The following is a 14,832-nucleotide window of genomic DNA, read 5'->3' on the forward strand; positions in this document are numbered from 1 at the left end:
TCGGCAAAAGGTACGACAGAACGGCATGGACGGAACGTAAAAGCTAAATCTGGTTTAAACCGCTCAATACTGGAACAGGGCTGGTATGAAATGCGCCGTCAGCTTGAGTACAAGCAGCTCTGGCGAGGAGGTCAGGTACTGGCAATACCACCAGCCTACACCAGTCAGAAGTGCACTTGCTGTGGTCATACAGCAAAGGAAAACCGCCAGTCACAAAGTCAATTCGAGTGCCTTGAATGTGGATATACAGCGAATGCTGATATCAACGGGGCACGTAACATTTTAGCGGCAGGACATGCCGTGCTTGCCTGTGGAGGGAGGGTGCAGTCAGACCGCCCGTCGAAGCAGGAACCCGCCGAGGTGATTCAGACATCAGTCTGAACGCAGTAGGGATCCACGTCCTTTAGGGCGTGGAGGATGTCAAATGAGCGGCTTCTAGGCCAACCACGGCGCTATCATAACGTAGATTATAACCACATATAGCACACTGATAATTGTAAGCACGTAAGATATTTTTTCTAAAAGTGGGATCTCGGTTTTGGCGAATTTCTTGTAGTGGAAAATCAAGACGGTTAGCAATAACTTCTTGAACATTATCAGGGAAGTGTTCACTTAAAATCTGTTGTGCTAGCTTATTGATTAAACTTGGCTTTTTTATAAGAAGCTGATAGCTTTCTTGGTCAAATCCACCTAACACATTTTGCTGAATTAATTTATTTTTCGATGGTTGCTTATTATCTTTTGATAGATCGCTCTCTTTTGGTTGTTGCAATTCCCAAAAACCATCGCGAACTAATCGCCAGAAAGGCAGATTTGGATAATGCTCACGGCGAGATGGGCCAAAATTAATCAATAATTCTAATAACTGTTGATGAATTTCATTACCATAATTAAATAGTCGTGGATGGCCTTTGCGGTACTCGGAAAGCGCTAATAAGAGTAACAGTGGTTTATGGGGCGCTCTGTTATCACCTTTACGCCAGATCGTGATATTAGAATTTTCTGTTGTAGGATTTTTTGAGTATACATGGGTATTTTAGATAATAAGTGAATGGCTGAATGATAGCGAATGCGAAAGTTTATTAATATAGTCGTATAAAATCTTATTTTATAGAAGAAGTACAGAAATATGTTTAATTATTCATATCTGTTATAATAACATTGTTTTTTAATTTCTTTGCAACATCTTGATACTTAACGTAACAATAGTGATTTTAATGTCTCAAACATCTTCCTCACTCTATTAAATACAATATAAAAATAAAATGGTAAAACATCCTCTAATCGCTCATTTTTTTTGATTTTACTATTAAAAATGGTTTTATCTTTATTTTAAAGATTCTAATAGGTAAATCTGTTTTATTATAGAATAACAACCATTCTTACATTTTGTACTATTTTTAGTCGTATTTAAAAAAAAGCAAATAATAGACTCAAAATATCTATAAGTAAAAATAGCTAATTATTCTATTCTTTGAAATGCTTATAAGAAAGCATTTTTATGCTATGGTAATATTATAAGTAATATCATATTTGATATATTTTTATAAATATAGTTATTGGTGGAGATTATTTTTATCTTTAAATTTAAAATATATTTTTATTTATACATACAAGTATTAATTTTTTAACATTACATTAACTGTAAATTAGGCTTTTGTTTAGATAATAATCTTTATTAAGGTAAATTATTAAAATTTAATACTTAAAAAACGCATTTATAGGTATATCTATCTAAGTATTGTTACTACCGATCAATGCTTGTTTTTTGATAGCTGTTGGCTATCGTAATCTTTTTATTGATCGTTTTTATCAATTTGTACTAGAATCATCATTAGGGTTACCTGTCATTGAGGGGCGTATATGATGATCAATACAGTGGTAGGGAAAAGAATACAAAATAGAAGAAAAGAATTAAATATATCAAGTTCGAGAATTGCATTACAGTTAGGGATGACAGAGCAATATTATCTAAAATTAGAAAATGGTTATACTAAGATAACCGTTGATGAATTAATATGTATTGCGATTATTTTGAAAGTGTCACCACAAAGTTTATTACTAAAATCAACTGTTAGTCAGCAAAATAGGGATAGCCAATTAAATAATTATTATCACTAATAATATTATCACAATAGTGCTTTGTTAAAAAATACTCATATAGTAGTAGTTTATTGAGTAATATAGTAATGATAAGAAATTACTTTTAGGCATCTTTGATATTAAAATATAAGTATATATCTTTATTGAACGTCATAAATCAATAATTGATGATGCATATTTGATCGTTTTAAAATGTTTTCTATTACCACTCTATAGTGTTAATGCTTTGTTTTTATAGTATAAAATCAGGTCTAATGTTAAATGAAATAGTAATTAAAAGTCGTGATAGATGGCTAATCGTCACTAAAGTGAATTAATAATAACCCTCTATCTTATACTGATGGCATTTAACATCGCTGATGCGTTTTTATTTTCGCTATCTACTAAGGTGTATAACCGATTTTATTATTTAGGATCACAGTGATGGTTTAATTATTAGATTTATTAGTCAGTTAAGCCACGATTTAATAACGTGGCTTTAGTTTTATATGAGTTATTTCGTTATTGGTAAAAACTCACGTCCATAAAAACAATGAGTTGCATTACCACGGATCACTCGGTGATGAGCTAGGTGTCTCTGGTTATTAAATGAAGCTTGCTGTTGGGATAGATAATGAGTTAGATGCCAAGCAATAAGCTGTTTCGCTAATTTTTTATTAGCATGTTGGCTTCGCTGAGACTGGATCTTGACGCTAATGCCTGTTGCAATATGCGTCGCTCTGACAGCTGAACTCGTTTTATTAACATGTTGTCCTCCGGGGCCATTGGCACGCATGGTTTCAAATAAAATTTCGGTGTCTTGGATTTCTTGTGGTGGGTCAAAATAAGCGATACCGATAAACCAATTTTTGCGTTTATGTTTAGGTCTTAAAGTACTTGTACATTGCCATTGTACAGTGCCTGACCATTGTTGTGCGATAGCTTTAGCCTCTGCACCTTTAAGCGATACTAATACTGACTTTAAACCATAACGAGATGGCTCTTGCTCAAGAATTATCACATCAACTTGCCGCTGCTCTGTGACGGTTAGAAAATAATTCAATGTTTTTTCTACCGCTATACAGCATTCTTCGGGGCCTTGTGCTGAAGAAAATTGTAATAACATTATGCTATCTCCCCACTGGTTTTATAAGTAATAACCGGTTTTAAGCGGGCGATAACCTCAATTAAACCAAGACTCCTCATACTTTCTATAACAGTTTCAATTGATTTATACGATTGAGGCGCTTCCTCATAAATTAATTGTTTATTAGCACAAATAATACGGCTACCTAGTGCTGTGCGTGAGAGCTGTAATGGCGTAAATCGATGTGATAAACGGCCTTTACACTCAGTTCGCATCCACTTTCTACCCGCACCATGTGGTAGAGAATGGAGGCTTAATTCAGAGATAATAGGTTTAACGAGATAACTGTGATCACCACGTGAACCAGGAATAACCACAATATCGTGATGGGCGGGCGTCGCCCCTTTGCGATGTAACCATCCCTGTTGATTATATAATTCGCAAGGCTCTACCAGATTATGGTTAACATCAGTAATAACCGTTCCTTGTGTATGAATTTGTTCCATCATTCTATGGCCAATCAAGTGGCGATTGAGCTTAGCATAATTAAGAGCATGGTCATGGGCTTGTAAGTAGCCATTGGCAGCGTCTGTATTCGCGACCAATCCTTGATGGCCAAATTGCTCTGTGTGAGCACGTAAAATAGATTGCCCTAAACCACGTGAACCACTATGCACCAATAGCAATAATTGTTTTTTATTAATACCACTGTTTGTAAACAATGCTTGATTAATAACTTGGTCAATTTGTTGGAATTCAGCAAAGTGATTTCCACCACCAATAGAGCCTAATGAGTGAGCAAATGGATGATTTTGCATATCTGCAGGTAAATTATCTATCAACCATTCGATGGGCGCGATATCACTCATTTCGCTCAATTTTTTTTCTATTTTATCTAAATTGAGTTTGCTATGGTTAAATTCTGTTTGAAACAGTGTCATACCACAGCCAATGTCATTACCGACTAAAGCAGGGTAAAAACGGTTAACAGAAAAAAAAGCCGCTCCAATGGGATAACCACGACCGGGATGTAAGTCTGGCATGCCAGTGACATAAGCCATTTCAGGAAGTTGAGCGGTTGTTACTAGTTGTTGGATTGCTTTACTTTCAATCCAAGTTTTATCTGAGGCGATATAACAAACGCGATCAGATAAATAATGAACACACTTGTCCATATTCCAATCCATATATTGTAAAGGATAAAAAATAACGTGATTGGCGGACAGTAAAAAGAAAGGATTACTTTTGAGATTGTCCGCAAAGAGTATTCATATTTGTTGTTGTCATGGGATACCTCCTTGCAGTTCTGTGAAATGGAAAATAATAAATCAGGCGAATAGTAATCACTTTTTTTCACTTTAGCAATTAAAAAAGTAGCGTGATTTTTCTTTCTGTTTACCAAAAAAAGTAAATTAGGGAACAGTGAGATTTTTCTTTTGGGTTAATAAATAATTTTAACTGAGCTTTTTCGGCAATAGGCTTCGTAATCATCTGTTAATTTTCTATCGGTGATCACGACATCAAATTGCGCTAAATCGCCCATATTGCCTGTGGCGGTTTCATCGAAGGCATGGTATTTGGTGAGTAAGATCTTGCGAATCGATTTATCCATCGCTTTTCTTTTCATATGAAGATCATCGATGTTGTAGCAAGAAACACCAAAATCGAGGTGGACACCCTCTGCGGAAATAAAGGCTTTTTTCGGGTTTATGTTATCAAGGTAACAAGGCTGGAGGGGATTATAAAATGAGTCGCTTTTAGGGCGATATTCGCCACCACACAGTAGTACGGTCGCATTTTTCTTTCGGCTTAATGCCAGAAAAACGCGGTGCGAATAACAAATACCAGTAAAGTGTAAACTCTCAGGAATAAGCTCAATTAATGTCGGAATAAGTTGGCCATTATCAAAAAATAGTACATCACCTTCAGACACCATGCCCGCAGCAAGATTAGGAATATGTAATTCTTGGGTTTGATCCGGGGTGATAATATCACTAGTCGATGTGATTAGGTTACTATGAGGTTGTGCCAATGCGACAATATAGCCACCAAGCAGTGACATCGGATAGGGGTTTTCAACATCTGAACTGAGATCACGACGAATGGTCATTTCAGATACTTCAAGGATCCTCGCGGCATCTTTGAGATGGATGCGGCCTGAGCGTTTTATGCATTCGCTAAGGCGACGCAAACGTTCATGCTGTTTGGTCTCTATCACCTAAGGATCCTTCTATTATCGAATAGCGTATCCCATATAACGATACGCTAGGCTATTAGTAATTTGATTCTGGTGCATCTGAATCTGTTACAATCGCAACACTGGCACTTGCACCAATACGTGTTGCCCCCGCTTTGATCATCTTTAAGGCAGTTTGGCGATCACGTACACCACCTGACGCTTTTACGCCCATTTTGTCACCGACAGTTTGACGCATTAAAGCGACATGGTGTTCTGTGGCACCCATTGTACTGTATCCAGTTGATGTTTTAACAAAATCAACACCGACTTCGCAACACATTTCACAAACTAAACGTACTTCGTCGTCAGTTAATAGGCATGTTTCTAGAATAACTTTTAGTGTTGTATTTCCGCAAGCGGCTTTTACCGCGGCAATATCTTGTTTTACAAAATCAAAACGACCACTTTTTAACATGCCAATGTTGATAACCATATCGACTTCTTGAGCACCTTGGCGAATAGCTTCTGCCGCTTCAAATGCTTTGGTTGCTGTTAGGCCTGCACCAAATGGGAAGTCGATAACACAACATACTTTTACATCACTTCCGGTTAGGCAAGTTCTTGCTAAAGGGATATAAGAAGTGTTAATACACACAGAGAAGAAACCGTGTTCAACAGCTTCAGCACATAATTGTTTGATTTGTGCTTCAGTTGTATCTGCAGCAAGTAGAGTATGATCGATATAATTAGCTAATGGACGCATAATCGTTTCCTTAAGAGAAGATTGTTATTTATCACTCATGTTAGTTTGGCAACATAATAGTGAGCTTTTAACGGGATAACAATCACAAATGATATTTAAATAACACGATATTGTTATATATCTATCTGAATGTAACTATTCTAACATTTTAACTTTTTCATTAGGGTGAGAGGGGCACTATGGATATCGCAGTGATTGGTTCAAATATGGTGGATTTGATCACCTATATAGATAGGATGCCAAAAGAGGGAGAAACCCTTGAGGCGCCAGCATTTAAGATTGGTTGCGGCGGGAAAGGGGCAAATCAAGCGGTTGCCGCTGCAAAATTAAATTCTAAGGTGATGATGTTAACCAAAGTGGGAGATGATATTTTCGCAGATAACACCATCATGAATTTAGAGTCTTATGGTATTAATACTCGTTATGTTGAAAAAGTGCCCGGAACCACCAGCGGTGTTGCACCTATTTTTGTTACCTCTCAATCATCCAATAGTATTTTGATCGTAAAAGGCGCGAATCAGCATCTATCTGCTGAAGATATCGATAGAGCCGCGGTGAGTTTAAAAAAATGTCGTATGATTGTGCTGCAATTAGAAATCCCGCTTGAAACGGTCTATCACGCGATTGAGTTCGGTAATAAACATCATATCCCTGTATTGTTTAACCCTGCACCAGCATCGAAAGCTTTAGATCTCACTATCGCCGCACAATGTGATTTTTTTGTCCCCAATGAGACAGAGCTGGAAATTTTAACGGGTATGCCAATTAATACGTTGGATGAAATTCGAGAAGCAGCCTACTTTTTACTCGAAAAAGGGTTTAAAAATATCATTGTTACATTAGGTGAAAAAGGGGCGTTATGGGTGAATGGGGAAATTGAGAAATATATCCCCGCCATTGAAGTTAATGCCGTTGATACCAGCGGTGCTGGAGATGCTTTTATTGGCTGTTTTTCTCATTACTATGTGCATACCGGCAATATTGAAGAAGCGTTAAATAAAGCGGTTATGTTTTCGGGTTTAAGTGTCACAGGAAAAGGCACTCAATCTTCTTATCCTAGTATTGAAGAATTTAGCGAATTTTTAAGCTCAGCAAAATAGCCATCAATGAGCCATACCTCTCACAGCTCTCCTGTTTAAAATCAGGAGAGCTTTATTATCAATTAGTTATCTTTTTTACATCGCGTTAAGTTTGTTTTTAGTTGAATGTTTTTACGGTATTGTGATTTTGTTCACAAAATAGTCATCAATAAGATTGAATTAAAATTTCATTAGATGTAATTTTAATTGAAATAATATTTCATTAAGGTTATTACAATGAAAGATGATGCATTGAGTTTATGTCTTCAAAATGAAAGTAACCAAGAGACCACACAATTTTCTGAGCTAAGTACCTTAGCGTTAGTTTCGTTAATTAATAGTGCCGATATCACCGTGGCCTATGCCGTAAAGAAAGAATTACCCGCAATCGCGAAAGCCGTAGACAAAATTTGTGAACGTCTACGTCAAGGGGGACGCATTTTTTATGTCGGCGCAGGAACAAGTGGTCGATTAGCGGTATTAGATAGTGCGGAATGCCCGCCTACTTTTGGCGTTTCTCCCTCACTGGTACAAGCCATTATTGCTGGTGGGCATGATGCTATGCTCCAAGCCGTTGAGAATATTGAAGATAATCAACAAGCTGCTATCGAAGAGTTGCAACGCCGTGAGGTAAATTCTAACGATGTCGTTATTGGTATCGCTGCCAGTGGTCGCACGCCATTTACAGTGGCTGCATTACAGTATGCAAAGCAGATCAATGCATTAACGCTCTCAATTACTACCCGCGGTAAAGGTATGATGAGTGAAATAGCCGATTTATCCATCGCGCCAGATGTCGGCGCCGAAGTGTTAACAGGCTCGACAAGAATGAAAAGTGGCACGGCTCAAAAAATGATCTTAGGTATGCTAAGTACCAGTGTAATGACTCGTTTAGGTAAGGTGCATAAAAACCTGATGGTCGATGTCGTGGCCAGTAATGAAAAATTACAGCGACGTGCTGAAGGTATTGTGAGTGAAGTGTGTGGGATCACAACACAAAAAGCAGCGGAGTTATTAAAAATGGTTAATTATCATCCGCGAAAAGCCATTTTAATGTATGAGCTTCATCTGAGTGTAGAGAAGGTTGAGCAAATGACACAACGCTATCCTTACCACTCTTTACAACAACAGTTAGCCCTATTTAATGAATAACAATATCAGTCAATCCTCTGAACTCTAGCAGGCACAATTATGGCTAATAAAATAGAACATCTCGACACCTTAGCATCAGAAATAGAAAAACAGGCTGGTGGGTTTAGCAATATCGCAACCTTAACACATTGCATGACCCGTATTCGTTTGATCTTAAAAGATAGTTCGCTATTTAATACCGAAGCATTAAAACAAGTCGAAGGTGTCAAAGGCGTGGTATTTAATGGCGAGCAACATCAAGTCATAGTAGGAATGGGAACGGCCGCCAAAGTTTATTCAATCATGAATAAACGTATGCAAAAAAACACAGATAATAGCGAAGAAACCCCTGCGTCAACACCAGTGAAAAAAGGGTTTTCCATTCGTCGTATGCTAAATACGTTGGCGGCTATTTTTGTTCCTACTATCCCAGCATTAATTGGCTGTGGTTTAATTATGGGGCTAATTAATATTATCCGTTTAGTGGCTCCCGGCTTAGTTGATCAGTTTCCTGAACTCTTTAAGCTATTTAAACTGATCGGAAGCACCGTATTTGCTTATCTCTCTATTATGATAGGTATAAATACGGCTAAAGAGTTAGGGGCTTCAACCTCCATAGGTGCTGTTATGGCGGGATTATTAGCCATGCCGGGACTGGCTGATATCACATTATTTGGTGAGAAATTACAGCCTAATAGTGGTGGGATCTTCGCGGTCTTAATGGTGGTGGTATTCTCTTCAAAATTAGAACTATGGTTTCGCAGTATTGTAAAAGAGAGTCTTGATCTTATTTTAACCCCCTTTGTTACTATTTTAGTTTCTGCGTTAGTGGCAATTATGGTATTCCAACCTATTGGTCATTATCTGAATCAACTATTAGCGCAAGGCGTCTCCTTATCACTATTAAATCATGGTGGCGGTGCGGTTGTGACAGGCGCAGCGTTAGGGGGCAGTTTCTTATTCTTATTACTAACCGGCCTACACCAAGGTTTAATACCGATCCACACTGAAATTTTAAATACCTTTGGGTTAAATTACCTATTCCCTATTTTAGCAATGGGTGGAATGGGGCAAGTAGGCTCTTGTTTCTGGGTTTATTTACGTACTAAAAACCAACGCTTAAAGAAAACATTAATGGGTGCATTGCCTGTCGGAATTTTCGGCGTGGGTGAGCCTTTATTATTTGGTGTCTCTTTACCTTTAGGTAAGCCCTTTATTGCTGGTTGTATTGGCGGGGCTGCGGGTGGTGCATTAATGGCTTATTTTCAGGTTGGGATCATTATTCCATTTGGTACTGCTGGGTTATCATTAATTCCACTGGTGGGGGATGGGCAGATCATCAAATTCCTTATCGCAGTATTGGGGGCTTGGGTTGTCGGTTTTATTGCCAGTATATTAATCGGATTTACCGATCCAGAAAAATAAGTCAGAAGAAGAAAAGAAAAAGGATAATAGAATGTCAACACTGACTAAGAAACTTGAAAATTTGCGCTTACAAGGCAAAGGGACAGAGCAACGTCTCGCCCACTATTTATTAGAAAATAGCGATAATATTGCCAGTATGAATGCCGCAGAATTGGCACAAAAAGCCGGTGTCAGTAGTGCTTCTGTTATCCGTTTTTCCCGCCAAATGGGGTATGGCGGTTATCCTGAATTTAAAATTGATTATCTCTCAGAGGAAAAACAACAAAAAAGCAGTAGTGATATTCTTTATGCCAATTTAGCCAAAACAGACTCGACTGAGCAGATTATTGCTAAAACAGGACATCTATTTACTACTGCCATTCAGGATTCGATAGCGTTACTGGATGCAGCGACGATAGATCTACTCGCTGAGAAAATGATCAGCGCTAAACGGATCGTTTTATTTGGTGTGGGCGCATCTGCGATCGTTGCGAGCGATATCTTCCATAAACTGATCCGAGTGAATAAAAACACCTTATTTAGTGCAGATCTCCATGCGCAACTTGCTTATTCAGCGAATTTATCCGTGGATGATCTGGCGATTGCTGTTACTGCAAGAGGTAATACTGCGGATATTAATCGTATGCTGAAAGCGGCAAATCAAGAAGGCTGTATCACAGTGGCTTTAACACGTTTTGGGCAAGATGAAGCTACGCGCTTAGCGAATTACACATTACCTTATTTTTATGATGAGCAACATTCACAATTGGGGGTGATCACACCGCAAGTATTGCAAATGGTCGCTTTTGATGTGCTGTTTTTTAAATATATGACACTGGCAAAAGGCTCAGCGGAAAAAGCGCTATTAAAAGGGCGACAAGCTGTAATGCAAGGAAATCAATAATGTTATTTATCACCATATTAGCTGTTGGTGCGGCGATTGGCTTAATTATTAGCACAACGGGGGTAGGTGGTGGTGTTATTGTTTTACCTATATTAACGTATTTCTTTGGTATGAATGCATTAATGGCGGTGGCAACCGCAAATTTACTTTCAATGTTGATGAAAGTGACATCCTCATATATGCATTTCCGTTTGGGGAATATTCCCTTTAAACGAGCCATGATAGTCCTTGCCATTATGTTGCCAAGTACTTTTTTAGCGAGTTTACTCGTCAATTATTTAGGTTCATTAGCGCAATATCAGCAGCAAGTTGAGTGGGGGATTAATGCGTTGGTGGTTGCTGCCATTATTTTTTCTCTCTTTTTATTTATTCAAAGAATGTTTTTCTCTTCACCTGTGATAGCTAAACAGATAACCCCATTAGCACCTCTTAATATTAAGGCACTGTTATTGCCGGCGGTTGCAGCAGGTGTTGTTTTAGGTGCCACAGGGGTAGGCGGTGGTGTGGTGGTGTTACCTTTATTATTGCGTTACGCCAATCTATCGATAAAACAAGCGATAGGTACTTCGATTTTTACAACCACCCTATTATCAGGCTCTTCTGCATTGGCTTATATGCAAGATGGTCATACCGATATTCATTTAGCATTGTTGCTGTTTCTTGGCTCTTTGATCTCTATTCCTCTATCAAAATGGCTATTAATTAAAATGCCGGATAGGGTATTTCAGTATGCAACGTTGTTTTTAATTTTATGCAGCGCTTTCATGATGTTGGCGAGATTGTTTTAACTGATAGCCATACTATGGCATTGCGTCGATTCTTTATTCTTGGTTGGTGTTTTTTTCTGGTTTTTTATGCTGTTACAACACGGAGTTACTACTTGGATTAACAAGTGATCTAGCTCTCGTTTTGAGCGGTGATAAAAAATAAACTGAAAAAAAAGGTTGTTAATTTATAGAAGTTATGTTTTTTTAGATACAGATAACAGACAAACACATCATTACATTAATTGATAGGTAACCCATGATCATCACTACTCTACTACAAACTCTACGACTAACAGCGCACATCGCGGCTGTGGTTGTTGTGCGTGTGGTGGTGGTCGTCGGCAAAGCGCCGTAACGGGTCCGAATCAACACAGTTTCGCAACCCCGCCGGCGTATTAACCGGGCGGGGTTTTTCATATCTACCGCCCATAAAGTCCGGCTTAGTAAAAAGGACACAGAACAATGGGTGCTCAACAAGATAATGCCACAGGAAAAACCTTCACTGGTGCGCAATTAATTGTTTATTTACTGGAACGGCAAGGTATCACTACGGTTGCGGGGATCCCCGGCGGAGCCGCTCTTCCTTTGTATGATGCATTAAGCCAAAGTCAGTCTATTCGCCATATTTTGACACGTCATGAACAAGGGGCGGGTTTTATTGCCCAAGGTATGGCTAGAGCAAATGGTCAGCCTGCGGTGTGTATTGCCTCAAGTGGACCGGGGGCGACAAACTTAGTTACAGCCATTGCTGATGCAAAATTAGACTCAATTCCTTTGGTTTGCATTACGGGGCAAGTCTCTTCTGCCATGATTGGGACTGATGCGTTTCAAGAAGTTGATACCTATGGGATGTCTATTCCTATTACCAAACACAACTATTTAGTCCGCGATATCGCACAGTTGCCGGAAATTATCTGTGATGCGTTTCGTTTGGCAATGTCAGGTCGCCCTGGACCTGTATGGGTTGATGTACCTAAAGATATTCAACAAGCGACTATCACCTTAGATCAATTGCCACCGATACCACAAAAAGATGCAGCTCCAGCCTTTAATACCGATTTGGTGATCCAAGCCGCGCAAATGATTAACCAAGCGAAAAATCCTGTGCTTTATTTAGGGGGCGGTATTATTAGCTCTGAAGCGTGTAAAGAAGCGATTGAGTTGGCGGAGAAAAATAGCCTACCCACCACGATGACGTTAATGGGATTAGGTTTAATGCCACCAACACACCCGCTATATTTAGGGATGTTAGGTATGCATGCGGCACGGAGTACTAACTTTATTTTAGAAGAAGCCGATCTGCTGATCGTATTGGGGGCGCGATTTGATGATAGGGCAATTGGTAAAGCAGAAAAGTTTTGCCCCAATGCGAAGATCATTCATGTTGATATTGATAGGGCAGAGATAAGTAAGATCAAACGTCCTGATATTGCCATTCATGCAGATGCTAAAGCGGTGCTGTCGCTGTTATTACCTTTAATTAATATCAATCAGCGCAACGAATGGATAGATAGAGTCAATACCTTAAAACAAGAATATCCCTTAGAAATGAAAAACTCACACAATATTCTTAGCGGTTACGGCATCGTACTTGCCGCGGCAAATTGTGTTGATGATGAAGCGATTATTACCACCGATGTAGGGCAGCACCAGATGTGGGTTGCTCAAGCTTATCCACTGAATCGACCGCGCCAATGGTTAACATCAGGAGGCTTGGGGACGATGGGATTTGGGTTGCCGGCAGCGATAGGGGCCGCATTGGCAGAGCCAAATAAAAAGATCCTCTGTTTTTCAGGGGATGGTAGCATCATGATGAATATTCAGGAGCTAGCAACAGCCGCTGAGCATCAGTTAGATGTAAAGATTATTTTGATAAATAATCAAGCATTAGGGTTAGTACACCAACAACAAACACTCTTTTTTGATGAGCGTATTTATGCCGCAGCCTACCCTTATCAAACGGATTTTATTCGTATTGCTCAAGGATTTGGGTTGGATACTTGTGATTTAAATCAAGAAGCAGATCCTCAGGCGGCGCTACAAGCGGCAATTGCTAAACCTGGGCCTTGTTTAATTCATGCCATGATTGATATTAACGAAAAAGTATTTCCAATGGTTCCGCCGGGGGCGGCAAATATCGAGATGATAGGAGCTTAATTTATGTCACTACAATCACAACCTATCGCACTAGAACTTATTGTTCGTAACCATCCCGGTGTGATGACCCATATTTGTGGGCTATTTGCGCGTCGTGCATTTAACGTCGATGGTATTTTATGTTTACCAATGAAAAACAGCGATAAAAGTCGTATTTGGTTATTAGTACAAAAAGATGAGCGTTTAATGCAGATGGTGAGTCAAGTGGAAAAACTTGAGGACGTAAAAGAAGTGCGTTTTAGTGATGATCTGCGCGTTTTTGAACAGATGGAAAGTTATTTAAATTAATTGCACTGTTTGTTCTGGCTCTTTTTAGGTACGAGAGAGCCAGAACCTAAATATCTAATGATGATTATCTTCCAGATGTTGTTTATCCTCACTTTCCATCTGTAAGGTAATATGATTGATATGAAATTGTTCACGTAGTTGCTTATCAATAGCAAGGCGTAATGCTTCACTATCTACATTGGGTTGATAGACAATATGACCACTGAGGATCAACTTGCTTTGCGTCAGTGCCCATAAATGCAAATCATGGGAGCTAGCCACCCCTGCGGTATTATTAATGGTGTCTATTACCTCAGTTAAATTAATGCCTTTAGGCACGCCTTCTAATAAAATATTCAGGCACTCTTTTAATAAGATCCATGTGCGCGGAAAGACCATAAAGCCGATTAATACCGCAATAATAGAATCAACTAATTGCCAACCGGTTAGCCAAATAATTACCGCCCCAATAATGACGCCCACTGAGCCTAACATATCCGCCCACACTTCAAGATAAGCCCCTTTAACGTTTAAGCTTTCATCTTTTGCACTGGTGAGCATTTTCATTGAGATAAAATTAATGATAAGCCCTGCGATTGCCACAACAAGCATACCCATAGACTGAATGTCAGGAGGGGAAGAGAGTCGTTGATAAGCCTCATAAAGAATATAAAAAGCCACCGCCATTAAGATCAGTGCATTCATCGCAGCAGCCAATATTTCAAAACGAGCATAGCCATAAGTTCTGAATAGATCTGCTGCTTTTCTACCTGCGTGGATCGCGATAAGAGCAAGTAAGAGTGCAAATGCATCTGTCATCATATGCATTGCATCAGAAATCAAGGCTAAACTTTCTGTTAAGTAGCCACCAATAAACTCAATCACCATAAAAGAGCCTGTTAATGCAAAAGCAATTAACAGACGTGATTCAGGTAGCGCTTTGACATCACCGTGCTCGTGGCCTGCACCCATGCTATTTATCCCCGCCATTATTAATAATACTTAGAATAAT

At 39.0% G+C, this 14,832-nt stretch carries 15 protein-coding genes and 1 pseudogene; 10 read left to right on the top strand and 6 right to left on the bottom strand.

All coding sequences use genetic code 11. The features are described 5' to 3' along the window. Nucleotides 1-381, top strand: a 381-nt coding sequence (locus tag AACV00_RS01890; RefSeq protein ID WP_161680106.1) for an RNA-guided endonuclease InsQ/TnpB family protein, incomplete at its 5' end; no start/stop codon positions are given. Nucleotides 382-421: 40 nt separating this feature from the next. Here AACV00_RS01890 and AACV00_RS01895 read toward each other — a convergent pair. Beyond that, nucleotides 422-1,029, bottom strand: a pseudogene (locus AACV00_RS01895) (phosphorothioated DNA-binding restriction endonuclease); the annotation flags it as partial. Nucleotides 1,030-1,863: 834 nt separating this feature from the next. On the opposite strand from AACV00_RS01895, the gene AACV00_RS01900 reads away from it, so the two are divergent. Beyond that, nucleotides 1,864-2,121, top strand: a complete 258-nt coding sequence (locus AACV00_RS01900) for a helix-turn-helix domain-containing protein (protein WP_036919663.1) — start codon at nt 1,864-1,866, stop codon at nt 2,119-2,121. Nucleotides 2,122-2,596: 475 nt separating this feature from the next. On the opposite strand, the gene prfH is transcribed toward AACV00_RS01900, so the two are convergent. From prfH to deoC, 4 genes are all read right to left on the bottom strand, one after another. Beyond that, complete coding sequence (prfH, locus tag AACV00_RS01905; RefSeq protein WP_004252939.1) at nt 2,597-3,208, bottom strand: peptide chain release factor H; 612 nt, start codon at nt 3,206-3,208, stop codon at nt 2,597-2,599. Next, nucleotides 3,208-4,344: an RNA ligase RtcB family protein gene (locus tag AACV00_RS01910; RefSeq protein WP_237584913.1), complete on the bottom strand. Its 1,137-nt coding sequence runs from the start codon at nt 4,342-4,344 to the stop codon at nt 3,208-3,210. Before AACV00_RS01910 ends, prfH begins: the two co-directional genes overlap by 1 nt. 266 nt (nt 4,345-4,610) lie before the next feature. Next, nucleotides 4,611-5,387 (bottom strand): DeoR family transcriptional regulator, encoded by a 777-nt coding sequence (locus AACV00_RS01915; protein ID WP_004246149.1) that lies wholly within the window; start codon nt 5,385-5,387, stop codon nt 4,611-4,613. 55 nt (nt 5,388-5,442) lie between these two features. Then, a complete protein-coding gene (deoC, locus tag AACV00_RS01920; protein WP_004246148.1) occupies nt 5,443-6,111 on the bottom strand; it encodes a deoxyribose-phosphate aldolase in 669 nt (222 codons plus the stop codon). A gap of 179 nt (nt 6,112-6,290) precedes the next feature. Between deoC and rbsK the strand changes: the two genes are divergently transcribed. From rbsK to ilvN, 8 genes are all read left to right on the top strand, one after another. Then, a complete protein-coding gene (gene rbsK / locus AACV00_RS01925; protein WP_004249546.1) occupies nt 6,291-7,211 on the top strand; it encodes a ribokinase in 921 nt (306 codons plus the stop codon). Between the two features lie 216 nt (nt 7,212-7,427). After that, nucleotides 7,428-8,342, top strand: a complete 915-nt coding sequence (murQ, locus tag AACV00_RS01930) for an N-acetylmuramic acid 6-phosphate etherase (RefSeq protein ID WP_004249544.1) — start codon at nt 7,428-7,430, stop codon at nt 8,340-8,342. Between the two features lie 39 nt (nt 8,343-8,381). After that, nucleotides 8,382-9,746, top strand: a complete 1,365-nt coding sequence (locus tag AACV00_RS01935) for a PTS transporter subunit EIIC (protein WP_004246145.1) — start codon at nt 8,382-8,384, stop codon at nt 9,744-9,746. A gap of 31 nt (nt 9,747-9,777) precedes the next feature. Beyond that, on the top strand, nt 9,778-10,629 hold the full coding sequence (locus tag AACV00_RS01940; RefSeq protein WP_036894102.1) for a MurR/RpiR family transcriptional regulator: 852 nt from the start codon (nt 9,778-9,780) through the stop codon (nt 10,627-10,629). After that, nucleotides 10,629-11,417, top strand: coding sequence for a sulfite exporter TauE/SafE family protein (locus AACV00_RS01945; RefSeq protein ID WP_036919668.1), 789 nt, complete (start codon nt 10,629-10,631; stop codon nt 11,415-11,417). The genes AACV00_RS01940 and AACV00_RS01945 overlap by 1 nt, the downstream gene beginning before the upstream one ends. Nucleotides 11,418-11,652: 235 nt before the next feature. Beyond that, nucleotides 11,653-11,751, top strand: coding sequence for an ilvB operon leader peptide IvbL (gene ivbL, locus AACV00_RS01950; protein ID WP_004249539.1), 99 nt, complete (start codon nt 11,653-11,655; stop codon nt 11,749-11,751). 107 nt (nt 11,752-11,858) lie between these two features. Continuing rightward, entirely contained in the window at nt 11,859-13,553 is a 1,695-nt protein-coding gene (ilvB, locus tag AACV00_RS01955) for an acetolactate synthase large subunit (RefSeq protein ID WP_004249538.1), read from the top strand. Nucleotides 13,554-13,556: 3 nt separating this feature from the next. Continuing rightward, nucleotides 13,557-13,841 (top strand): acetolactate synthase small subunit, encoded by a 285-nt coding sequence (ilvN, locus tag AACV00_RS01960; protein ID WP_004246140.1) that lies wholly within the window; start codon nt 13,557-13,559, stop codon nt 13,839-13,841. 54 nt (nt 13,842-13,895) lie between these two features. On the opposite strand, the gene AACV00_RS01965 is transcribed toward ilvN, so the two are convergent. Continuing rightward, on the bottom strand, nt 13,896-14,792 hold the full coding sequence (locus tag AACV00_RS01965) for a cation diffusion facilitator family transporter (protein WP_036919671.1): 897 nt from the start codon (nt 14,790-14,792) through the stop codon (nt 13,896-13,898). Nucleotides 14,793-14,832: the final 40 nt, after the last annotated feature.

Source organism: Proteus sp. G3927 (assembly GCF_963894685.1).
Taxonomy (GTDB): domain Bacteria; phylum Pseudomonadota; class Gammaproteobacteria; order Enterobacterales; family Enterobacteriaceae; genus Proteus; species Proteus mirabilis.

Excerpts from the sequence above, each read along its gene's own strand:
- AACV00_RS01900 (WP_036919663.1), top strand. The coding sequence starts at position 1,864 with ATGATGATCAATACAGTGGTAGGGAAAAGAATACAAAATAGAAGAAAA.
- rbsK (WP_004249546.1), top strand. The coding sequence starts at position 6,291 with ATGGATATCGCAGTGATTGGTTCAAATATGGTGGATTTGATCACCTAT.
- prfH (WP_004252939.1), bottom strand. The coding sequence starts at position 3,208 with ATGTTATTACAATTTTCTTCAGCACAAGGCCCCGAAGAATGCTGTATA.
- deoC (WP_004246148.1), bottom strand. The coding sequence starts at position 6,111 with ATGCGTCCATTAGCTAATTATATCGATCATACTCTACTTGCTGCAGAT.
- ilvB (WP_004249538.1), top strand. The coding sequence starts at position 11,859 with ATGGGTGCTCAACAAGATAATGCCACAGGAAAAACCTTCACTGGTGCG.
- AACV00_RS01910 (WP_237584913.1), bottom strand. The coding sequence starts at position 4,344 with ATGGACAAGTGTGTTCATTATTTATCTGATCGCGTTTGTTATATCGCC.
- ilvN (WP_004246140.1), top strand. The coding sequence starts at position 13,557 with ATGTCACTACAATCACAACCTATCGCACTAGAACTTATTGTTCGTAAC.
- ivbL (WP_004249539.1), top strand. The coding sequence starts at position 11,653 with ATGATCATCACTACTCTACTACAAACTCTACGACTAACAGCGCACATC.
- AACV00_RS01945 (WP_036919668.1), top strand. The coding sequence starts at position 10,629 with ATGTTATTTATCACCATATTAGCTGTTGGTGCGGCGATTGGCTTAATT.
- AACV00_RS01935 (WP_004246145.1), top strand. The coding sequence starts at position 8,382 with ATGGCTAATAAAATAGAACATCTCGACACCTTAGCATCAGAAATAGAA.
- AACV00_RS01965 (WP_036919671.1), bottom strand. The coding sequence starts at position 14,792 with ATGGGTGCAGGCCACGAGCACGGTGATGTCAAAGCGCTACCTGAATCA.
- murQ (WP_004249544.1), top strand. The coding sequence starts at position 7,428 with ATGAAAGATGATGCATTGAGTTTATGTCTTCAAAATGAAAGTAACCAA.
- AACV00_RS01940 (WP_036894102.1), top strand. The coding sequence starts at position 9,778 with ATGTCAACACTGACTAAGAAACTTGAAAATTTGCGCTTACAAGGCAAA.